Origin of the sequence: Plectonema cf. radiosum LEGE 06105 (assembly GCF_015207665.1) — a bacterium.
Classification (GTDB): domain Bacteria; phylum Cyanobacteriota; class Cyanobacteriia; order Cyanobacteriales; family Nostocaceae; genus Rivularia; species Rivularia radiosa_A.
Genome location: NZ_JADEWL010000019.1, coordinates 42869 through 66801, shown reverse-complemented (window position 1 = coordinate 66801; position 23933 = coordinate 42869). Strand labels below are relative to the sequence as shown.

The window sequence follows — 23933 nt, the reverse complement described above, 5'->3', positions numbered from 1 at the left end:
ATTTATTCTGTAAAAGTTGGAGATGCAGCTAAATTTTTATACCCAATAACGGCGCGAATATAAGGTAATAACCAATAAATCAACCAAAATCTTCCGGAATGACGGGAGCAAAATGTAGTCCAAGGTTTGAGAGGAAATCCTTTGACTTGTAATATTTTTCGCAAACGTTGTTGTAAGGGTAAATTAGTATCAGCCCAACTATTACGAATAGAATTTTTACTACAAGTACCAACATATCCAGGTGCAATCCAAATAGAACAGCCTAATTTACGCGCTCTGAGACCATAATCTAAGTCTCCTAAACTATGAATAAATGCTGCATCGATATTGCCAACTTTTGCCACAACACTATGAGGAATTAACACACAATTACCAAACATCGCGTCACATTGCTGTATGAGTTGAGTTGGTTCTAAAAATTCAAATTTATTAGAGTACCATTTTTTGGATTTAACAGCACCTCCATAGGTGGGTTTTTGAGTAATTGGGTCTTTAGTTGTACCTACCACAATCGAATTTTCACAACCTTGTTTGCTCAAATAAATTTGAATATTCAACAATTTATCTAAGGTATCGGTTTCTAAAAACGTGTCGTCATTCAACCAAAGATAATAATTGTAAGAATTTTTAATTGCTTCTGCGAATGCTAAACGCATTCCTCCGACCCAGAATAAATTACCGTTTCCTTGGAGAATTTTTACTTGTGGAAATTCTGCTTTGATTGCTTCTGCTGTACCATCAGAACTACCATCATTAGTTAAAAAAACATCAAATGTATTTGTTTGCTGATGCAACGCACGTAGACAAGCAAGAGTTGTTTCGCGTCGGTTAAAGCAGGTCATAATGACTGCTATTTGTGGTTGATTTATTCTAGTATTCATTGATAAAAAATAATAGGTTTTAGTGTGAAAAAATTGTGAAATATTTATCGATAGTATTAGTTTAATTTAAAGATTTGCTACCCGTTCTATCCAACCACTTAGGTTAATATTCAAGTTAAAATTATGCAATTTTTTCTCCAATTTTCTCACCGTCAACATATGTCTATGTAATACAGAAGTACGTGGCATTTGATGAGCAATTACTCTTTCACATAGCCATTTGTATTTATCTGAATCAAGATTAAAGTTTTTCAGTTTTTTGATTTGTTGATTCCAGTCATGGTAGTAGAACAAATTAAAATAATGCATCGAAATTAAATCATCCCATTTTTTTAATCGCCATTGTTTTGATAATCGATTGTGTAAAGGTAATGGATAACTATAATTATCGGAAAAATGCGAAACATTTTCTGATAATGCACATAAGGTAACAGATAAAACTGACTGTTCTACAAAATAAATACCTTGGGGAGGAGCAATATCTAAACGCATTACTTTTTCAAAATTTTCTTTCCAGGATGTAAATATTCCTGCATTTCTTCTAACAGCAACTAAACCGGAATTCCAATAAGCTCGAATTTTTTTATTCCCAATTGGAGCATTGACAAATATTTCGTTGTTGACTCCTAGCACCTCGTAAAGTTTTTGCCAGTACCATTCATGGGGGTCGTTTTTACCTGTAGAACCGATACCTTGACCATATTCAGGACGCATTCGCACGTTACAATCTGCTGGTAATAAAAATTCTGTTGGTTCTGCGAAAAAGCATTTATCACTATCAAGAAAAACTAGAATTTCTGCATCTATATTTTGTTCTGCATATGCACAAGTTAAGGGTTTATTTGCTAAATAGTATTCGTGAAATTCTTGGTTTATTGGTAGTTGTTGATGAATCACTCCTAATTGTTGAAATGCTTTTTGGGTTTCTATGGCAATTGGTGTACCTGTTCGAGGATGAAAACTATATATTGGTGTATCTTTTAAATTACCGCAGAATTTACGAATACTTTCTGCGAGCATCAACGATTGAGGTTCTAAACGACCTGGTTCTGTACAAATTATGAAGGCTAATGGTGTTGTCATTTGGTGTTAATCCTTGATGGTGTTTTTAGACAGTTATTTATTTAAACCGCAGAGACGCAGAGAGCGCTGAGGAAAGAAAGAAGGAACTATTTGATGATTTAGATTGCTTTGTTTCAGAGATAATTTGTGTAAATATTTGAGAATAACGTTTTGCTTGTAATTCGAGGGTGAATTCTCGTTGGGCTTTTTCTCTTGCGTAGAAAGATAGTTTTTCGTGTCTTTGAGTGTTTTCTAAAACCCAAATAATTCCTTGAGCAAAATCATCAATATCGTAAGGTTTAGCTAAGTAACCACACTGTTGATGGTCGATTATATCTTTTAAACCAGTTGCGTTAAATGCTACTACCGGAGTTCCACAAGCGAGGGATTCGGAGGCAGTTTGTCCGAAGGATTCTTGTAGAGATGGAACTAGCATTACATCGGCAGCGGAATAAACGGCAGCTAAAGATGTATCATCATATAAATGTCCTAAATAATGAGTTTTGAATCCTAATTCTGGTGGATTTTCTGGTTGAGAAGCACCAAAAATTACTATCTCGGTGTTATCTTTCCAACCAGATTGACTTAGTTTTTGTAATGCTGGTTGTAATAAATGAAATCCTTTATTTTTATCGCTGGTTGCTTCTAATGCTCCAAATAAAATCAGTTTTTTCTCTTGAGGTAAATTGAGAATTTCGCGAGCTATATTTTGGGGAATAGGTCGATATTTTTGAGTGTTCAATCCATGAGGAATTACTTCTATTCGTGAGTTTTTAAATAATGAACTGGACTTAGCACATTCAGCTATCCAATTACTAGGAGCAATCAAAGTTAAATTTAAGTTGCTTAAGGCTTTAACTTTACGGTTGTGTACCCAGCGAGATAAATCGCGTTCGCGATTGCTATTAAGTTGCGGGCAAGCACCACAAGATTGGGTATAGCGTTGACAATCTCTAGCAACGTGACAACCTCCAGTAAATACCCACATATCATGAAGTGTCCATACTAAAGGCTGTTTGAGTTTAGCGATGGATTCTATTTGCATAAAAGCTCCACTAATCCAATGCAAATTAATAATATCTGGATTAATTTGTGCGATTTGAGGGACAACTCTATCTGGTAACCATTGACTAAAAAATGTACTTTTGGTTTTATTTTTATAAAACTTCAAAGGTAAAGTTTCAAAGGTCAATTTTGTTTTAGCTATACCTTGGAATAATCGTATTTTTGGTGCAATTACTGTTTTATCATTACTTGATTTTTCTTGCACTAACATTTGTGAATCTAGTCCGATATGTTGTAATCCTTTGTGTAATCGATATGCAGCCCTAGCAGCACCACCGTTAATATCATGAGTACTTAAATGTAAAATTTTCATTGATTATTTCTCTCTTTTAATTATTTAAATAATTAATTAGTATTAAGCTTGTGCCAAATTGAGTAATGTTCTTCTTCTAGCTCTGTGATATTCCATCGTTAAAGTTAGAGAAGTTGTCAAATACATAAACCAATTCCAACTAGGAGTTAATAATCTAGCTTCAGAAATATTCACGATAATAATGATGACAAGCATTTGCATTGGTAAATAATCTTCAGGTTTTTTCGCAACTAATACAACTCGATAAAGTGCCATAGTAAAGAAGCGAATAAAACCGATAATAAAAATTAAGAATCCACCAATTCCGACATCTAACATTATCTCCAAAAAGCCATTATGAGAATTACTTGCCCATTCATAAGTTAATCTGGTATTTGAAGCGAATGGACTAGTCCAAAATCCAGCGTATCCGTAACCAAATAAAGGTCTTTTGAGAATTTGGTTTAATACAGGTTCCCATAAGTCTGTACGTCCACTTAAAGTTAAATCTTTGCCAGATGTACCAACTAAAGTTTCTGCGTTACCTACAATTAATATTAAACCGCTAACTAATAATATTAAAACAAAACTAATTGCAATTATTTGTAATTTATAGTTATTGTTTGTACTAAGTTTATATAAAGGTAAAAGAGATATCATTGTGATAACAATCATTAAAGAAGTTGTGGAACGAGAGAGAATAATTAAACAAATAGATAATGCAAATATTGTTAATCTGAGCCAGCGAAATCGAGATTCACTCAACGCTAAATGTAAAAAAATTCCTGCACTCCAAGCCATCATGTACCCCAATTCATTTTTATGACCAAAAATTCCAGCCCACATACCACCAGGTAATTCTGGTGTTGTATGAATTCCTCCAAAACTTGGTATTAAGGGAAAAATTATTGATAAAATTGTTGTTGTTCCCAGTGCAAAAGCGATGAATCTAATTTGTTCTTTGAAGCTATAGCGCATCGCTAAATAAATTGCCAGAAAATATATTCTAATTAAACCTCGGATGTATGTTAAACTCGAAGCCATATCTGCTGACCATAATACAGAAAATAGAATTAATATTAATAGTAATAATTGAAATACACCTTTACTACCAACATATATAAATCCTTTCCAATAGTTTGCAATCAAAACAGATAATATTAAATATGATAGAGCATTTAATAATTTATCTATAATTGCACCACCTAAAGGATGTTCGGAAATTTCATGAACTGGTTTAATTGTCAAAGCACCTACAGTAATCAGTATTAGTACAAGTGTGGCAAGTTTTTCAATGCGCTCAATTTTCATTTTCGTACCTCAATAAACTATCTACTCCCTACTCCCTATTCCCTATATTTACGAATGCATAATTAATTTTTTATCCTGAAGTATTTTCTTCAAATTCTGTTTAAAAATATCTATCCGACTTGCATGATATACAGTATCTTGAATAAACTTATCTGCTTGTAAGTTTTTTACTATATAAGGTGGATGGTTTAAAGGAAATTTCATTTCTTCTGTAGGAAGATTGATAAACGAAAATTCTTGAGAAGAATTAAAATTTGTGGAGTCTTCACCAACACCAACATTACTAATTAAATTGACGTTAGGAATAATATTCAATCCACCCTGTACCCAGCAAGCAAATGTCCACTGATAATCCCAAGTGATACCTGTAGGATTTTCATAAATAGAATCAAATATATTTTGCCAATAACTTACTGCTTTAGAATTGGGAAGAATGTTTTCTAAAATATTTGATTGTTTAATTTCTTGCCATAATTTAATATGTAAATCATAATGTTGCCAAGCACGTCTCCAACTTGCCCATCCCCAACAGTGACTGTAGGATGAAAAATAATAGCTATAATCGGTACGTTTTCTTCCTAATTGGGCATTTTGAGCAGCAATAGAAGTAATTCTACTATCGTATCGATATTTTTCTAGTAATTCTTCACAAAACCGGAAAAATGTAATATTCGGGATACAATCATCTTCTAAAATAATTGTTTCTTCTACATTATTAAATACCCAATCTAAACCACTAGAAACTCTTTTTGCACAGCCTAAGTTAACATCAGAGTAATTTTTAATAACTTCACAATCCCAATCAACTTTTTCGATAATTGCCCGTGTTGCAGCGCATTTTTCCGCTTCACTTTCGCGGTCGTGTCGAGGTCCATCGGCAATCACAAATAGCTTTTTGGGTTTAACTTGACGAATGATTTCAAATACTTTACTAGTGGTATCTGGACGCTTGAAAATGATAAAACTAATTGGTGTTTTTAGTTGTTTGTTCATGATTGTACTGTGTTCTCTAGTATATGGATTAAGTTTAATATTTTCAATGACAAAATTCGAGTATATAACAACTAATTGCTATGTCTAAAAATGAAATATTTTTCATTACTTGATGATAATTAATATTTATAAAAAGGCAAAAAAGACTGTATTTGAATTTGAAATAATTTGCGCGTTCTTTTATCTACAGCATTACTCAAAAAAGCTGCCACAGCTTGAGATGAAATAGTTGCGATCGCGGCACCAAGTCCTGCATATTCAGGTATAAGTAAAAAGTTGAGTATGACATTAAGAATTGCTCCCAGTAAAGTTTTACCTAAAGAAACATGATTTAATCCTTCTGCTATAAACCAAGGTGATGTTGCTACACCCATAAACACGAATAAAGAAGCCCAAATATGCACTGCTAAAATTGACCCAGCTTCTACATATCCACTACCAAACATCATTAAAACAATATCTTTTGAAAAGAATGTCATAGGAATAGAAATTGCTAGGGAGATATATGTTAATAAGCGCAATAACTGTCCGATTCGTTTATAGTAATGATGCTCTGATTTTTCTTTCGCTGCATAAATTGCCGGAGCAACAGAAGAAACAATGGTAGTCGGAATAAAATACCATAATTCAGAAATACGTACAGCCGCAGAATAAATACCAACTTCGTTATTACCCTTCATTTGACCTAACATTATCTGGTCAATTTTCATAAAAATCAAAATAGCAAATCCCGAAAAAATTAACGGGAAACTTTCTTTAAGTAACTTTTTTGCAGTTGTAAAATTCCATTTCCAATTCCATAATTTAGAAAATCCTTTAGCTTGATAAATAACAATTAAACCAATCGCACTCATGACAATTTCTGCTAATGTCACCCAAGCAAATGCTAATAACGGTGCTTTAATTAAAATTAATCCTACTTTCAGTAAAATACTCAGCAAATAGGTGATATTTTTCGCAATCACGCTGTACTTTGACTGCACCTGTGACTGAAACCATAAATCAATAGTATCGGCAGAGCGAAAAATTCCAGTTATGGCTAATATTGTCACCAGCCATATTGTTAATGGTTTATTTGCTTCTAAAAAAAATATACTTCCTACTACTAACAAAACCGAAACAATTCCACCTATTAATTTTAAACCAAAAGTAGTCCCTAAAATTTCTGATTTATCTGATGATTCTCGGACTAAATAACGCACTACTACATCATCTAAACCCAAAGTAAAAACTGGTGTAAATAAACTGACAAAAGCTAACCCATAATTAAAAAGACCATATTGTTGAGTTCCTAAATAACGTGCTACCCATACCCCGACAAACAAACCTCCACCCATCCGCAAAACGCGATCGCAAAACAACCATCCAGTATTACTAACAATTGCTCGTAGTTTTGAATGAGATTTAAAATATGATAGATTTTTAACTTTTAAGTTTCTCAGCATTAATAAAACTCTTATTTACTCAACATTTATCTCTGTGTAACTCTGCGCTTTCCTCCGCGTGCCTTTGCGTTAAAAAATATTATTTATTACTTATTTAACTTTCCAGCCAACAAAATTTTTAAGTAATATCCAAACAATAAAAATACTCCTTTAATTTTCCAATAAAAATTTGGCTCTAATAAACAGATAATTTTCAGATATAACTTAAAATCTTTATTTGTAGGACAAGGAATAGTTTTTAACTCCTGAAGTGAGGTATAAGCTAAAAATAATGGTAACGTTAAGCTATTTTTTTGCATAATATGATTCATAATTGCCGAACGCTTGAACAATCTCTTATATTCAAAACTGACACTTGTATCTAAATATTTATCATTGTGATAATTATTGTTTTTATGTATTCTATACATAACCAAAGTTTGAGACATATAAAACTTTTTCGCTCCTACTAAAGAAGCTCCCCATATTAAACAATCATCAGAGCGAACCCTCCAATCATCCGTATATGGAATCGGCAAAATTTTATTTACGATTTCTCGACGCATCGATATTGTAGAAGTAATAGAACCAATCCATTCTCCAAGACAATATGTTTTAATTACGGAATAACCCAAATCTAAATCATATTCATATTCTTCAAATACCCCTTCTGCTACTCCAAATTTTTTATAACCACAAAACAGAAAATCGCACTCTTGATAGCGTCGATAAAAATTCAGGGCATTTTCTAAATATTGAGGTTCGTACATATCATCCGCATCAAGAAAAAAGATAATATCTCCATTGGCAGCTAAAAACCCTTCATTAAATGAAGATAATTGTCCTTGATTTTTTTCCTTCAATATATATTTAATATTTGCTTCTCCACCAAACTTCTTAATTACTTCTGCTGAATTATCCGCAGATGCATCATCGACAATGATAATTTCATCAAATTTCACGCTTTGATTTAAAACACTGCTAATAGCATCAGGCAAAAAATTAGCGTAATTATAATTATTAATTAAACAAGTTGTTTTCATGATTTTTCTCCTTGAGACTCAGAAAGTTCGCTTTTTTGAATTTTCTTGAACATAGTTTGTTTAATTGGTGAAAACTCATTCGGACTTGTTACCGACTCTATCGCTTCCTTGGTGTAATACAAATAGCTATTCGGTTCGTTTTTCACATTCAAACCATTAACAACTATCCCCAAAACTTTCTGATTTGACTGAGTTAAATATTCTTTTGCTGCATTTGCACTGTCTAAATCAACAACACCAGGACGAACAACCAGTAAAATACCATCAGTAAGGTCACTTAATATTGCTGCATCAGCTGTTCCAACTACCGCTGGAGTATCAAAAATAACGAAATCATATTGTTGCGTAAAATTATCCAATAATGTTGCCATTCGCTGAGAATCAAGCAGAGCAATGGGATTAGGAGGTACAACACCAGAACAAAGTACATCTAAATTAGGTAATACCTCTTGTACAGCAGCATTAATATTCAGCCGATCAATAATTACATTACTTAGACCAACCGCATTAGTTAGCCCCCAAGTATGATGCTGGATGGGGTGACGCATATCTGCATCCACTAACAATACTCGTCTTCCCGTACTCGCCATTGCTACAGCGAGGTTTGCTGCAACTTCCGATTTTCCTTCTTTACTAACAGAACTTGTTACCACAATACTTTTTAACTGAGTATCCGAACAGAGGAATTTTAAGTTAGCTTGTAATATTTGATAAGCATTGCCTACGGGAAATTCCGGAATATCTCTACCGATAATTTGAGGAATAGGTCTGTTAACCCCAGCAACGGAAGAACTATGTTTGCTATGCTTACCCACTGCGGGAATCACTCCAAGCAATGTATATTTAAGAACTGCTCTGGCTTCTTTAACTGTCTTAACAGAGCGGTCTATTAAGTCTAAACCAAAGGCTGCCATCAGACCTAATAAGACACCCGCAGCAGCTCCACCGACGATAAATAGCATCTTACGCGGTCCCTGGGGTACATCAGGTACTAAAGCTGCGGAAATAATCCGTGCATTGGGAATCTTTTGATTTTCTGCAACGTTAATTTCCTGAATTTTTGTCAATAGTGTCTCATAGGTTGATTGCGCTGCTTTGAGTCTACGTTCTAATTCACGCTGGATTTGTTCTAATTGCGGTAGATAATCGGCTCGTTGTTTATAGGCAGAAAATTTCTTAGACAGCGAAATAATCTGCTGTTCCAACCCGACACGCTCTGCTTCCACACGGGTAATCTCTGCAATTAAACCTTGTCTGAGTTCTCCTAATTGTAAATTTCCCTGTTGAACTTGCTGTTCATTACCGGCAATATCCGTTGTTCTTTGATTGAGCAGATTTTTTAAAGCTGCAACTTTTTCTTCCCAACTAACAACACTAGGGTGTCCCGATTTAAAACGAGTTTTCTCTAACGCTAATTGACTTTCTGCTTCCTGTAACTGAGCAAGTACTTTTTGTACTCCTGGTGTTTGACTCAACTGTGCCGATATCACAGCTTGTTGTGGTTCCACCTGAGCTTCAGCCCGTAAAGTTGCTAAACGTGCAGTTATATTCGCTAATTGAGCTTGATTTTGAGATATTTGTTCTTCTAACTTATTAATTGTCCCAACTGCTGCATTAGCTTCTTCATCTAAAGCAATGATTCGATATTGTTGTTTAAATCGTCGCAATTCTAATTCTGCTTTTTTCACAGATGATTCTGCTTTTGGTAATTGCTCCAAAAGAAACTTGCGTGCGGTTTGTGCTTCTCCTTGATTCGCTAAAACATTTTGCTGAATATACTTATCGATAACTGTATTAACAATTTTGGCTGCTTTTTCAGGATTTGCATCAGTATAAGAAATTAATAAAACATCACTACCCTTAATTCCTTCAACATACAATTGACCAGCTAAAGTGGAAATTGGCAAACTTTCGCCTTTTTCATCTGTAAGATTTAGTGCGGTAATTGTTTCTTGAAGTACAGGATTTGATGTAACAATACGTGTTTGAGTATCTAAAGGATTATTATTTTGAGTTAATGCTTCCAAGCGTCCTAAATCTTCCGAAACTCCTGTTAGAGAAGAAGTCCGATTACTCTTAATCATTACACTTCCTTCTGCTCTATAGGTCGGTTTGCGTGAAAGTGCATACAATGATGTTCCCGCCACCGTCAGCGCACAAACTCCCAACGCAGGTAACCACCGACGTTTGAGAACCTGGAAATATTTTTGAATATCTATTTCTTCAATTTTTTCAATATTGTCTAGAGTTTCCATTGTCATAGCTACAAACAATCTATAATAATCTTGAAAATTGATATAATTGACAGCGCAAAATCACACGTTTTAGATGTAAAATCCAATCAATGCACGTCGATTTAAATCGACATTTATCGTTAAAATACTGTAAATAACTTTAGCCAAACCAGACTCTAGAAAGACTGGATGATAGAAACTATCTCAGTCCAACTCTAAAATCATCAATTAAACTCTTTTGCTACAGAATTTTTTTGATAGAATTGATTAATAACTGCTAGAAAATGCAAAGCCTGATGCGAATAGATGAAACATAGATGCTGTTGCTAATTAATCTTTCACACTGTTAAAAGTAACAGATTACCTGACTAATTGACATTACCGAAAACTGCAATAATAAAGTTCCACACAAGTGGTAAATTCACTTTTCAAAAACCAAACTTACTCATTAATTTTCATAGCTTATCCACTAGCTTTTACTTAATATCAGTATTTATACAATTAGTACCATAACATCCAACAGCAGCAATTAAATTTAAATTAAACTACTTTATAAAAAATTTATACATCGCTCTACGTGGTTAAGATTTATTTTTTGCAGACAAAATTTTGAAACCTTTGATAGCTATTTAATTAAGAAGTTGAGGTGATTTTATTTCTTGAAATAAAAATTTATAATGTAAAATAATTTACATTTAAATAAAAATAAATATTCGGTTAAGCCGGGTTCTTCATATGACTCGTTAAGCGCCTCCAAACTGGGGAAAAGTTTGGGTATGGCTTTCTTCTTATCTTATACCGTTGAATATGCATTGGGGAAAGTTCCACAGCGCAGGCTTGCACGGTGTACCGCTGACTTAATTAGCCCACCTCCGTGGGCTTTGCTTGTATAGCCGAGGCAGTGCGTTGCGGAGCGAGTGTGGTCTTGGGGTTTTCCCCCATGAACAACTCGCGTCGGGAAACACAGCCGTTTTAGCAACTGCCGCCCAGGATGACCGTCTGAGGGTAGATATTGCAAATCCGAGTCTAATATTTCCTAACATTATATATCAATAGTTTGTGATGTTATCAACAGGATATCAAACTCTTGTTTTGAAATATTTGAAATTCAATAAAAATATCTATCTAATTAATATTTAAAATACAAAGTCAAAAAAATTGGTATTATCTAAACTGCCAAACAAAAAAATAATTAAACGTTATTTGTTTAACCAAAACTTAACCTAAAATGGTTTATTTTTTAATACACTTTTCTTAGCATTTAAAATGTAGGTATTAACATTTACACGGTTATTGAGTAAAACCAGAAAAAACTCTGAGAAGAGATTCTGAGTTAAAAATAAATGCTTCAAGTAGTTAATTAGCAAACAAATTCTATGTCTCATAAAACTGGAATCGTGCGTGCTGGACTTGTGATAAACAAGGTTTTGAGTAACTCAAATAAATTAATTGTGGATGTAAAGCAGGATACTGGTAATAATGCTGATGATATGAAACAATACTCGAGCAAAATAGATTTTTAATTCAGAAAATACGGATACCAATTCTAGTTAATTCTGAGATGGTAGTAGCGAGAAAATGAGACATATATATTTGAGTAATTTTTCATCACGAGAGAGTCTTCTTGATTGACCAAATTACTTTTCAACTAGTTTGATTTATATCTATTTGAATGCATCAATTTAGTTGGGTGATTTGGAAAACTTGGCATCTTTTCGTATAACTATTAATTAGGAGAAGCTTTTTAGTGGCGACTGTATTTATTAACGAGTTTCATTACGACAATGACGGTAGCGATAGCAATGAATTTATCGAAATTGCTGGTGCTGCGGGAACTGACCTTACAGGTTGGTCAATTGTTCTCTATAACGGAAACGGTGGAGGAAGTTACAATACTACCAATTTAAGTGGTACAATTACTGACCAAAGCAATGGTTTTGGTACAGTTGCTGTTGATATCAGTGGCATTCAAAATGGAGCGCCAGATGGTATCGCTTTGGTAGACAATAATAATACTGTAGTACAGTTCCTCAGTTACGAAGGAACTTTCATTGCGGTTGGTGGTCCTGCGGATGGAATGACAAGTATTGATATTGGTGTTGTTCAAGTAGGTTCAACTCCTGTAAATAGTTCTTTGCAATTACAAGGGACTGGTAGTGAAGACTCAGATTTTAGTTGGGTTGTTGTTAATGGTAGCAATACCAAGGGTAGTGTTAACGCATCACAGACATTTTCTGGTGGCTCCAATAATAACGATACAACTGCTCCAGAACTTAATGCTACAACACCTCTAACTCCAGCAGACGAGGCAACGAATGCTGTAATTGATGCCGATTTAACAATCAAATTCAACGAAAGCGTCCAAAAGGGTACGGGTAATATTGTTATCAAGAGTAGCTCCGATGGTTCTGTAGTAGAAGCCTTTGATGTTGCAACTTCCCCAGCAATTACCGTTAGCGGCGATACTGTAACTATTAATCCTACAAATAACCTCGCAGCTTCAACTAGTTTTTATGTAGAGATTGATGCGGGAGCTATTGAAGATACAGCAGGAAATGACTTTGCGGGAATTTCGGGTAACAGTACTTGGAACTTTACTACTGGTACCGAAGATTCCATTACTCCAATCTACGACATCCAAGGTGCTGCTCACACTTCACCACTTGTAGGTCAATCTGTAACTACTACAGGGATTGTTACCGCAGTAGATACTAACGGTTTTTATCTCCAAGACTCTACAGGAGATAATAACAATGCAACTTCCGATGCTATTTTTGTTTTTACTAATTCTGCTCCCACAGTAGCAATTGGTGATGATATCGAAGTTAGCGGTACAGTTAGCGAATTCTTTCCTGGTGGTGCTAGCACTGGCAACCTTTCCACAACTCAAATTGGTGGAAATCCTGTTATAACTATCAAATCTAGTGGTAATGCGCTTCCTGCTGCCACAATCATCGGTGCAGGTGGGAGAATTCCTCCAACTGAAAATATTGATGATGATGCTTTTACTAGCTTCGATCCAAATACCGATGGGATTGATTTCTTTGAGTCGTTAGAAGCAATGCTAGTGACAGCGAAAGATGCTGTTGCTGTTTCTGGTACCAACCGTTTTGGGGAGATTTTCACGGTTGTAGATAATGGTGCGGGTGCTACAGGAATTAGCCAACGCGGTACTTTGAATATCAGTCCCGATGATTTTAATCCCGAAAGAGTCCAAATTCAACAAGATACCGGAATTTTACCAGGATTTACTATTCCTCAAGTAGATACTGGAGCAAAATTAGGAGATGTTACCGGGGTTGTTGGTTATAGTTTCGGTAACTTTGAAATTTTCCCAACTCAGCCGTTTACTGTTACTCCTTCAACTATCCAACCAAAAACCACAACTATCGAAGGTGATGCAGATAAGCTGACAGTTGCTAGCTACAACGTTTTGAATCTCGATCCCAATGATAATGATGGGGATACAGATATTGCAGATGGAAGATTTAACGCGATCGCAAATCAAATCGTCAATAACTTAAAAGCTCCTGACATCATCGGTTTACAGGAAGTTCAGGATAATACTGGTTCTGCGGATGATGGTGTAACTTCTGCTAGCGATACTTTACAAAAGCTAGTAGATGAAATTGCAGCAAATGGTGGTCCGACATATAGTTTTATCGACAACACCTTTATTGGTAATAATACTAGCGGCGGTCAACCTGGTGGAAATATTCGGACTGCTTTCCTCTACAATCCAGAGCGCGTAAGTCTTGTAGATGGTTCAGTTGAAACAATTGAAGACGATGCGTTCGCTGGTAGTCGCTTACCATTAGTCGCTAAATTTACTTTCAACGACGAAGAAGTTACGGTTGTTAACAATCACTTCTCTTCCAAAGGTGGTAGCGCTCCAATTTTGGGTGTACAGCAGCCTTTTGAAGAACGTCAAGAAGAAGTTGCAGTTAACGGCAGTCTTGATGAACGTCAAGCGCAAGCGCAAGCTGTTAAAGGTTACGTGGATGAAATTTTAGCAGCAGACGCAAACGCTAATATCGTTGTAGTCGGTGACTTGAACGAGTTTGAATTTGTCTCTCCTGTAGAAACCTTGGCAGAGAGCTTGACAAACTTAACAGAAACTGTGCCAGAAAACGAACGTTACACTTTCAACTTCCAAGGTAATTCCCAATCCTTGGATCATATTTTAGTTAGTGATAATTTAGCTAATGCGGAGTTGGATATCGTACACTTAAACTCTGAATTTGCGGAAACTACTCAAAGAGCTAGTGACCACGACCCATTAGTTGCAAGTTTAACAATTCCTAAAAACATGGACATCCCAAAAATTAATCTCAGTAAAATCAGTACTTTTACTGGCAATGGTGCAGAAATTGTTGCCCATGACCCCACAACCCAACGTTTGTTCGTCACTACTGGGGATACTGTAGAAATTATCGATATTACTGACCCAGTTAATCCTACAAAGTTTGGTGAAATTGATATCACTACTATTGGTGGTGGTGTTAATAGCGTTGCAGTGAAAAATGGTATCGTAGCTGTAGCAGTTGAAGCCAATACCCCGCAAGACCCTGGTTTAGTTGCATTCTACAACACCGACGGTGTATTCCAACGTTCCGTTGTAGTTGGTGCGCTTCCGGATATGCTCACCTTTACTCCTGATGGTACCAAAATCTTGGTTGCTAACGAAGGTGAACCCAATGAAGATTATACTATTGACCCAGAAGGTTCTATTAGTATCATTGATATCTCTGGTGGAATTGCCAACGCAACTGTAACTACTGCTGGTTTTACTGGCTTTAATAACCAAAAGCAAGGGTTAATTGATAGTGGAGTCCGCATTTTTGGACCTGGTGCAACAGTTGCTCAAGATTTAGAACCAGAATACATTGCAGTTTCTCCCGACGGTACCAAAGCATTTGTAACTCTACAAGAAAATAACGCGATCGCTGTTCTTGATATCGCGACTGCGACGGTAACAGATGTTTTACCTTTAGGTTATAAAGACCACAGCTTACCAGGAAATGGTCTAGATGCTAGCGATCGCGATGTTGATGGCAGCAGCGGTGGTGGTGGTAAAATTAACATCCAAAACTGGCCCATCTTCGGGATGTATCAACCAGATAGTATTGCTTCCTTTGAAGCTGATGGTAAAACTTACTACCTCACCGCGAATGAAGGGGATGCACGCATCCGTCCCACAGGTGATGACATTCTTCCAGCTCCTAATGATGACGAGGGAGACATTTTTAACGAAGAAGTCAGAATTGGCAATAATGCAGTTATTTTAGACCCTACCGCTTTCCCCAATGCTGCGGAGTTGAAAAATAATGCCAATCTTGGTCGTTTGCTAATTACAAATACCCTCGGTGATACAGACGGTGATGGCGACTACGATCAATTGTATGCTTTTGGTGGTCGTTCCTTCTCAATTTGGGATGACCAAGGTAATTTAGTATTCGATAGTGGAGACCAACTAGAACAAATTACCGCAGAACTGACTCCTGAATTCTTCAATGCTAACGACGGAGACCCTGAAGAATTTGATAACCGTTCCGACAACAAAGGACCAGAACCAGAAGCTGCAACCGTTGGTGTAATTAACGGCAAGACTTACGGATTCGTTGGTTTAGAACGTGCTGGTGGTGGTGTTATGGTTTACGACCTCAGCAACCCCGCAGCACCGAAATTTGTCCAGTACATTCGTACCGAAGGTGATATTTCTCCCGAAGGATTTAAGTTTATCTCCGCTGCGGAAAGTCCGAATGGTAATCCGGTGTTGGCAGTTGCAAATGAAGTGAGCAACACAACGACACTTTATAATATTGACGTTCCCAATTTCACACTACAACTACTCCACGCAGCAGACCAAGAAGCAGGTATTTCTGCACTTGATGACGCACCCCGCTTTAGTGCTGTGTTGAATGCGTTGAAAAATCAAGATGCTGATAATGATGGAAATGTAGATTACGAAAATACTCTGCTTTTATCTTCCGGTGACGCTTACATTCCTGGTTTATTCTTAAACGCAGCAGCAGATCCATCTTTAGCTCCTTTGTTAGGAAAAGAAGGTAGAGGACGCGCTGATATTATCATTCAAAACGAACTTGGTTTCCAAGCGATTGCTTTTGGTAATCATGAATTTGATTTTGGTACAGGTTTTGTGAACTCGGTACTTGCTCCGGATGGTGCTTATCCCGGTGCGAATTTCCCTTATTTGAGTTCCAACCTCGACTTTACACCCAACGCGGATTTAGCTCCTTTAGTAACTGCGGATGGTCAAGAAGCTAGTACCATTCCCGGTAAAATTGCTAAAAGTACCGTAATTACCGTTAACAATGAGAAAATTGGTGTAGTCGGTGCAACCACTCCCACACTAGCGCGGATTTCTTCTCCTGGTAACGTCGGTATTCTCCCCACAGACCCCACCGATATTGCTGCTTTGGCTGCGGAAATTCAAAAGTCAGTAGATGCGCTACTCGAAGCAAACCCCGATATCAACAAAGTTGTCTTGCTGTCTCATATGCAGCAAATCGCAATTGAAGAACAATTGGCTGGTTTGCTCAAAAATGTAGACATCATCATGGCTGGTGGTTCCAACACTCGCTTAGTAGACGAAACCGACCGTCTGCGAGATGGAGATACCGCTCAAGGTGTTTATCCCATTCTTAAAACCGATGCTGACGGTAAACCAGTTGCGGTGATAAATACTGACGGTAATTACAAGTATGTTGGTCGTTTGGTAGTTGATTTTGATGCTGAAGGTAACATCATTACTGATAGTATTGACCCCAATGTCAGTGGTGCTTATGCTACCGATGATGCAGGAGTTGCAGCATTAAATGCTCAAGATTTAGTAGACCCAGAAATCAAAGCCATTACCGATGCTTTACGGGAAGTAATTCAAGCGCAAGATGGTAATGTATTGGGTATCACCGATGTTTTCTTGAATGGCGATCGCGCTAGTGTCCGGACTGAAGAAACCAACTTGGGTAACTTAACAGCAGATGCAAACCTTGATTACGTTAAAGGTTTAGATTCAGCGGTTGCTGTTTCCATTAAAAACGGTGGTGGTATCCGCGATAACATCGGACGCATTGTCACACCCCCCGGTGCTACTGAATCGCAAAAACTTCCACCCGAAGGAAACGAATTATCTGGGAAACCTGACGGTGGTATTTCTCAACCAGATGCTCAAAATGCGCTCAGATTTAACAACGACTTAACTTTAATTACACTAACCCCAGAACAATTAAAGCAAGTTCTTGAACATGGTGTAGCAGGAGTAGCACCAGGTGCTACCCCCGGTCAATTCCCGCAAATTGGTGGTGTTTCCTTCAGCTTTGATGCAACCCAACCCGCAGGAGAAAGGATTCAAAACGCTGCGATTCTCAATGAAGATGGTAGCGTCAAAGAGGCTTTGGTCAAAGATGGTGAAATCCAAGGAGATGCAAGCCGGGGTATTCGGATTGTCACCCTTGGTTTCCTAGCTAGTGGTGGTGATGGTTATCCTTTTGCTGATTTTGTGACAGCAAATCCCACCTTTGCGAATCGAGTTGATTTAATTGGGGAAACGAGTACAGACCTCAACCTCAATGGTACTATCGACGCGGCTATTGACCCCACCTTATTCGACCCCGGACAATCTAGTTTTGCTAACTCCGGTACCGAACAAGATGCATTTGCTGAGTACTTATTAGCTAATTTCAATACTCCAGAGACAGCATTTAAAGTTGCTGACGTTCCACCAGCAGAAGATACCCGGATTCAGAATTTGGCTTTCCGTGAAGATACGGTATTAGCTGACCTAGAAATAGGAGAAGATACAGGAACATTAATATCTGGAACTAATGGAAATGATAATTTAGTTGCAGGTTCCGGTGGATTTAATGGTGTTCGCGATACTGTATTTACAGGTGCTGGTAACGATGAGGTTGATTTAACTCTTGGAGGAGGTAACAACCGCGTTAATGCTGGTAGCAGTGATGATTTGATTTTTGTCTCTCGTCAAGATAGAGTTTTCGGTGGTGTTGGTAATGACGAATTCGATGCTACCGAAGGTATGGGTGGTAATCGGATGTCCGGTGGTGAAGGTGATGATATCTTCTTCCTGGGAATGAATGACCGCGCTTTGGGTGGTGCAGGTGATGATAAATTCTTCGTACAATCCGGTGGTGATAACATCCTATCTGGCGGTCAAGGTGCAGACCAATTCTGGATTGTCAGTGCGGAATTACCCGAAGCTGCAAATACCATCATTGACTTTGAAATTGGTACTGATGTAATTGGTATTTTGGGTAGCGCTGATTTGGGTATTGATGCATCAACTTTAGAATTGAATGTAGTTGATGGTAATACCGAAATTGGTTTTGCTGGTAACACATTAGCTATTCTCAATAATGTTACTGGTTTCAATGTCAGCAACAGCGTTGTTTTTAGTTAATTAAAAGCTTGAATATAGTTTGTTCCTCAGTGAGGAATAAACTATCTCATCTCAAGTATTGACACCTGGGAACCGAGCGGTTGACTAGGTGTTTTTTTATGAGTTGATAGTTGCTAGTTGAGAGTTAAAATACCTCTTCGTAGGTTGGGTTAAGCGTTGGCGAAGCCTGTCCGACAGGACATAGCGCAACCCAACGCGGGTGCCGAGGCTCCACTACGTTTTGCTTCGCAACGCTTGCGCGAACAGCCCAACCTACAATATTACATTGATTACCCCTCATAACTTATGTGGTGGACCACTAGTAGTTCACCACATAAGTTATGAGGGGTTTGTTCGTCTACCGACGTGCTGTAGAGACGTTATACATAACGTCTCTAGACAATTTTGGGAAAAACTAACCATTCAAAATTAATGTGGTGGACCACTAGTACTCCGCCACATTAGTTTTGATGGGTTGTAGAGACGCGAAATTTCGCGTCTCTACATGGTTTTGGCAATAAACAAACCCATCATAATTAATGAAATGAACTACTATTATCAGAATCTAATATTATTTATTTACAGATATTTAAAGTTAGAATTACGATATTTTTATATTGCTATTATGGCAGTAATAGATTTTTTTTAATAAAAAATCAGAAATAAATTTTGTTAAACATTACTATCTATCCCCTGTTTCCTGTCTTGATTAATGTGTATTCATAAAAACAATGATTTATAACTGACATAAAAAGTTGTCATAACCTATTGTTAACTTTTTTACTATGCATTTTTTAACTTATATATGAAATCATAAATTCAAGCTTAATAAGCATTAATTCTAAGCTTTATTCTTGCTACGAAAACTAATTAAAACTGGAATTTTTGGAAAAACTTAATGGTTAAACTAACAGGATTTGCGTCTCTACCTGCTGACACTTTTGCTGAGGGACCTGACTCTGGTGCTAATGGTGGTAATGGTCAACCGATTTCTGCGAATGGACGGACTGGTCCTTTTGATGGTCAACCAGTTCAAGGTTTTAGTGGAGTACAGTTTGCTCCTGGTGTAGATGGTTCTTACTGGTTTTTGTCCGATAATGGTTTTGGCGGTCAAAATAATAGTGCTGATTACTTGTTGCGTCTTTACCAAGCTAATCCCAACTTTGCTGGGACAGAAAATGGTGATGGTTCTATTGAAGTAGAAGGTTTTGTACAACTTTCTGACCCCGATGGTTTAATTCCCTTTGATATTACTAATGAGGGAACTAATGAAAGGTTATTAACTGGTGCGGATTTTGATATTGAATCTTTTGTCATCGATAAAAATGGCGATATCTGGATTGGAGATGAGTTTGGACCTTATTTACTTCACTTCGACTCTACAGGTAAACTCTTAAAAGCTCCAATTGCGACACCTAATATTAATAATCTCCAAACTCTCAACGGTCAAGACCCTTTAGTAATTGCTCACCGTGGTGCGAGTGGTGATCTTCCCGAACATACTTTGGAAGCATATCGAGCAGCAATTGCTGGTGGTGCTGATTTCGTTGAACCAGATTTGGTAATTACTAGCGATGGGGTTCTAATTGCGCGTCACGAACCTTTGCTGGATGATACTACTAATGTCGCTGAGGTATTTGGTGAAGACCGCAAGTCTACCAAAATGCTTGATGGTGAAGAAATAACTGCTTATTTTGCAGAAGATTTTACAATAGCCGAAATTAAGCAGTTACGGGCGGTGCGAGCTCCTCAATTTCGCGACTCTTCCTTTGACGGTTTGTTTGAAATTCCGACTTTCAAGGAAGTTATTGAACTAGTTCAGGAAGTAGAAGCGCAAACTGGTAAGCAGATTGGTATTTATCCCGAAACCAAGCATCCGGCTTTCTTTGATGAACAAAATTTGTCTTTGGAAGAACCTTTAGTTGCAACTTTGCAAGAAACAGGTTTTACTGACCCCAGTCGCATTTTCATCCAGTCTTTTGAGGTGCAAAACCTGATTGAACTCAAAGCATCTCTAAATGCAGAAGGTTTGGGTGATATTCCTTTGGTTCAGCTATTTGGTGATACTGAAGGTGACTTTATTAATGAGAATGGTGGTGGTTTCTCAGTTCCTTATGATTTTGTTGTAAACACTGCTGGTGCAACTGAAGAACAACTCCGTGCAATTTACGGTGACTTGGTTGACTTAATTGACTTCAGTGCTAACCCCACTTACGGTGATTTAGCAAATGCTGAAGTACTTGAATTTATCAATACTTACGCTGATGGTATTGGTCCTTGGAAAAACAATATCTTTCTGCGGGAAAGTCTCGCACAACCAGTTGACGGAAATGGTGATGGTGTTGCACAAATTACTACCCAACTGACTGGTGAAGTATTCCCATTAATTGACTTGGCTCATGATGCTGGTCTCCAAGTTCACCCCTACACCCTACGGAATGAAGAGCGTTATCTCACCCTCAATCCCGATGGTACTCCTCAGACACCACAACAGGAGTTTGAGCAGTTCTTCCGAGCAGGTGTTGACGGTTTCTTCACCGACTTTGCTCGCAGTGCTGACCCCATACGCGATAAGATTGTTGCGTCAGAAGTTCGTTCTCCTCAAAATCCCGACCTTGATTTCAATACTTTAACTGGTGAAGCTCCTTTAGTAATCGGTCATCGTGGTGCGAGTGGTGATTTCCCCGAACACACTTTAGAAGCTTATCGTTTAGCAATTCTCCAAGGTGCTGATTTCGTTGAACCAGATTTGGTGATTACCAGCGATGGGGTTTTAATTGCGCGTCACGAACCAATCTTAGATGATACCACAAATGTAGCAGAGGTATTTGGTCCAGAGCGACAATCTACCAAAATGCTTGATGGTGAGGAAATAACTGCTTATTTTGCAGAAGATTTTACAATAGCCGAAATCAAGCAGTTACGTGCGGTGCAATCTCGTAATTTCCGTAGCGATGAGTTTGATGGCTTGTTTGAAATTCCTACTTTCAAGGAAGTAATTGAATTAGTTCAGGAAATGGAGTCTGAGTATGGGTTTACAGTAGGTATTTATCCTGAAACCAAGCATCCGACTTTCTTTGATGAACAAGGTCTTTCTTTGGAAGAACCTTTAATTGCGACTTTGCAAGAAACAGGTTTTACCGACCCCAATCGCATTTTCATTCAGTCTTTTGAAGTTGCAAATCTCATCGATCTGCAAAACAATCTCCTGCCTGCTGCTGGGTTAGAGAATTTACCTCTAGTTCAACTCCTCGGTGATGTAGAAGACGCTGAAATTAATCCAAATGGTGGTGGTTTCTCCGTTCCTTACGATATTGTTGCTAACTTCAGTAAGGAAGGTTTTGATGAAGCTGCTGCTAGAGCTACCTATGGCGATTTAGTTGACATCGTTCCCGATTTTGGTATCAACACTACTTATCAAGATTTAGCTACCGAGGAAGTATTTAATTACATCGGTGCTAACTACGCTGAAGGTGTTGGTCCTTGGAAAAACAGCTTTGTATTACGGGAACCTTTAGCTGCTCCCGTTGATGGAAATGGTGATGGTGTTGCCTCTATTACTTCTCAGTTAACAGGTGAAGTTCGTCCTTACGTAGAATGGGCGCATAATGCCGGAATGCAAATTCATCCTTATACTTTAAGAGATGAAGAGCGTTTTCTCACCCTTAATCCCGATGGTACTCCCCAAACTACTGGTGACGAATTCCGTCAACTGACAGAATTAGGTGTAGATGGTTTCTTCACCGATTTTCCTGAAACTGGACGCATCATTGTAGATGATTTAATTTTGGAATCCAACTTGGCTTCATCTCGTGGTTTCGAGGGTATGGCATTTAGTCCCGATCGCACCACAGCTTATCCTTTGTTAGAAGGTACAGTTTTTGGCGACCCAGCAAATTCCCTACGCATCTACGAATTTGACTTGACCACAGGTACATACAATGGTTTAGTTGGTTACTATCCTACCTCAGTTGCCAATCACGCCATTGGCGACTTTACCCCGATCAATGACAACGAATTCTTAGTTATTGAACGAGATGGTGGACAAGGAGATGCCGCACAGTTCAAGAAAATCTTCAAGATTGACATTTCCCAAGTCGATGAAAATGGCTTTGTGGAAAAAGAAGAAATCGTTGATTTATTGAACATTCAAGACCCCAACGATTTAAACGGTGATGGTGAAACCACCTTTGACTTCCCCTTTGTCACCATTGAAGATGTTTTAGTTCTTGACGAAAACACCATTTTGGTTGCAAACGACAATAACTATCCCTTCTCCGTTGGTCGCGGTCCCGACATTGATAACAACGAAGTTATCGTCTTAGAACTAGACGAACCTTTAAATCTAGATCCTCGTTTAGGTATAATCGAAACTGAACCTACACTCGTTTCGGGTACTAATGGTAATGACGAGTTAATCACTGGGGTCAACCTAGAGTTGCAGAATAATATCTTGTTTGCGGGTGCTGGTGCAGACGAAGTTGATTTAGCCTTTGGTAATGGAAGTAACAACCGTGTTAATGGTGGTAGCGGTAATGATACTATCTACGTAAGTAGCAGAGATAGAGTATTCGGTACTACTGGTAATGACGAATTTGATGCTACCGATGCGATGGGAAGTAATCGGATGTCCGGTGGTGAAGGTGATGATATCTTCTACTTAGGTAAAGAAGACCGTGCTTTGGGTGGTACAGGTGATGACCAATTCTATGTACAATCCGGTGGTGATAACATCCTATCTGGTGGTATGGGTGCTGACCAATTCTGGATTGTCAGTGGGGAATTACCAGAAGCTGCAAATACCATTATCGATTTTGAAATTGGTACTGATGTAATTGGTATTTTGGGTAGCGCTAGTTTGGGTATTGATGCATCAACTTTACAAATAAATGTAGTTGATGGTAATACCGAAATTGGTTTTGCTGGTAACACATTAGCGATGCTAAATGGTGTCACTGGTTTGGATGTAAATACTAGCGTTGTATTTGCTTGATATCAACAAGTTTGACGATTGATTATTTCATTTTTGCTAGAGTTGAATTTGACCGGCTTCAAAGAGAAGTCGGTTTTTTTATTCGTAATCGCTCGCCCGATTTCCAAAACAATATCAAGTAAGAAAATATACAAAATATAAAAATTAACGTAATTATAATCTTTTGTTAACTTAAATCGGTAGAAATATTAACTAGATTACATATAGGCTACTGAA

Annotated in this window: 10 protein-coding genes; 2 read left to right on the top strand and 8 right to left on the bottom strand. The window is 37.5% G+C overall.

The window, feature by feature from the left end:
* Positions 1–2 precede the first annotated feature (2 nt).
* The 8 genes from IQ247_RS08915 to IQ247_RS08880 form a co-directional block, all read right to left on the bottom strand.
* On the bottom strand, positions 3–881 hold the full coding sequence (locus tag IQ247_RS08915; RefSeq protein WP_228059591.1) for a glycosyltransferase family 2 protein: 879 nt from the start codon (positions 879–881) through the stop codon (positions 3–5).
* 66 nt (positions 882–947) lie between these two features.
* A complete protein-coding gene (locus tag IQ247_RS08910) occupies positions 948–1964 on the bottom strand; it encodes a GT-B fold glycosyltransferase domain-containing protein (protein WP_193919060.1) in 1017 nt (338 codons plus the stop codon).
* 37 nt (positions 1965–2001) lie between these two features.
* Positions 2002–3321, bottom strand: coding sequence for a glycosyltransferase family 4 protein (locus tag IQ247_RS08905; protein ID WP_193919058.1), 1320 nt, complete (start codon positions 3319–3321; stop codon positions 2002–2004).
* 42 nt (positions 3322–3363) lie between these two features.
* Positions 3364–4611, bottom strand: coding sequence for an O-antigen ligase family protein (locus IQ247_RS08900; RefSeq protein ID WP_193919056.1), 1248 nt, complete (start codon positions 4609–4611; stop codon positions 3364–3366).
* Positions 4612–4659: 48 nt separating this feature from the next.
* Positions 4660–5604: a glycosyltransferase family 2 protein gene (locus IQ247_RS08895; protein ID WP_193919054.1), complete on the bottom strand. Its 945-nt coding sequence runs from the start codon at positions 5602–5604 to the stop codon at positions 4660–4662.
* 119 nt (positions 5605–5723) lie between these two features.
* Positions 5724–7049 carry a flippase gene (locus IQ247_RS08890; protein WP_193919052.1) on the bottom strand — a complete coding sequence of 442 codons (1326 nt, stop codon included), beginning with the start codon at positions 7047–7049 and terminating at the stop codon, positions 5724–5726.
* A gap of 86 nt (positions 7050–7135) precedes the next feature.
* Positions 7136–8071 carry a glycosyltransferase family 2 protein gene (locus IQ247_RS08885; protein ID WP_193919050.1) on the bottom strand — a complete coding sequence of 312 codons (936 nt, stop codon included), beginning with the start codon at positions 8069–8071 and terminating at the stop codon, positions 7136–7138.
* Complete coding sequence (locus IQ247_RS08880; protein WP_228059590.1) at positions 8068–10326, bottom strand: GumC family protein; 2259 nt, start codon at positions 10324–10326, stop codon at positions 8068–8070. The genes IQ247_RS08885 and IQ247_RS08880 overlap by 4 nt, the downstream gene beginning before the upstream one ends.
* 1726 nt (positions 10327–12052) lie before the next feature.
* Here IQ247_RS08880 and IQ247_RS08870 point away from each other — a divergent pair.
* The gene (locus IQ247_RS08870; RefSeq protein WP_322745466.1) at positions 12053–18745 is read left to right on the top strand and encodes a choice-of-anchor I family protein; all 6693 of its coding nucleotides are present in this window, start codon (positions 12053–12055) and stop codon (positions 18743–18745) included.
* An 877-nt stretch (positions 18746–19622) separates the two neighbouring features.
* A complete protein-coding gene (locus tag IQ247_RS08865) occupies positions 19623–23717 on the top strand; it encodes a glycerophosphodiester phosphodiesterase family protein (RefSeq protein ID WP_193919044.1) in 4095 nt (1364 codons plus the stop codon).
* Positions 23718–23933 lie beyond the last annotated feature (216 nt).

What these genes read in the sequence shown, in the direction of transcription:
- IQ247_RS08915 (WP_228059591.1), bottom strand. Translation starts at nt 881, where the DNA reads ATGAATACTAGAATAAATCAACCACAAATAGCAGTCATTATGACCTGC.
- IQ247_RS08910 (WP_193919060.1), bottom strand. Translation starts at nt 1,964, where the DNA reads ATGACAACACCATTAGCCTTCATAATTTGTACAGAACCAGGTCGTTTA.
- IQ247_RS08905 (WP_193919058.1), bottom strand. Translation starts at nt 3,321, where the DNA reads ATGAAAATTTTACATTTAAGTACTCATGATATTAACGGTGGTGCTGCT.
- IQ247_RS08900 (WP_193919056.1), bottom strand. Translation starts at nt 4,611, where the DNA reads ATGAAAATTGAGCGCATTGAAAAACTTGCCACACTTGTACTAATACTG.
- IQ247_RS08895 (WP_193919054.1), bottom strand. Translation starts at nt 5,604, where the DNA reads ATGAACAAACAACTAAAAACACCAATTAGTTTTATCATTTTCAAGCGT.
- IQ247_RS08890 (WP_193919052.1), bottom strand. Translation starts at nt 7,049, where the DNA reads ATGCTGAGAAACTTAAAAGTTAAAAATCTATCATATTTTAAATCTCAT.
- IQ247_RS08885 (WP_193919050.1), bottom strand. Translation starts at nt 8,071, where the DNA reads ATGAAAACAACTTGTTTAATTAATAATTATAATTACGCTAATTTTTTG.
- IQ247_RS08880 (WP_228059590.1), bottom strand. Translation starts at nt 10,326, where the DNA reads ATGGAAACTCTAGACAATATTGAAAAAATTGAAGAAATAGATATTCAA.
- IQ247_RS08865 (WP_193919044.1), top strand. Translation starts at nt 19,623, where the DNA reads ATGGTTAAACTAACAGGATTTGCGTCTCTACCTGCTGACACTTTTGCT.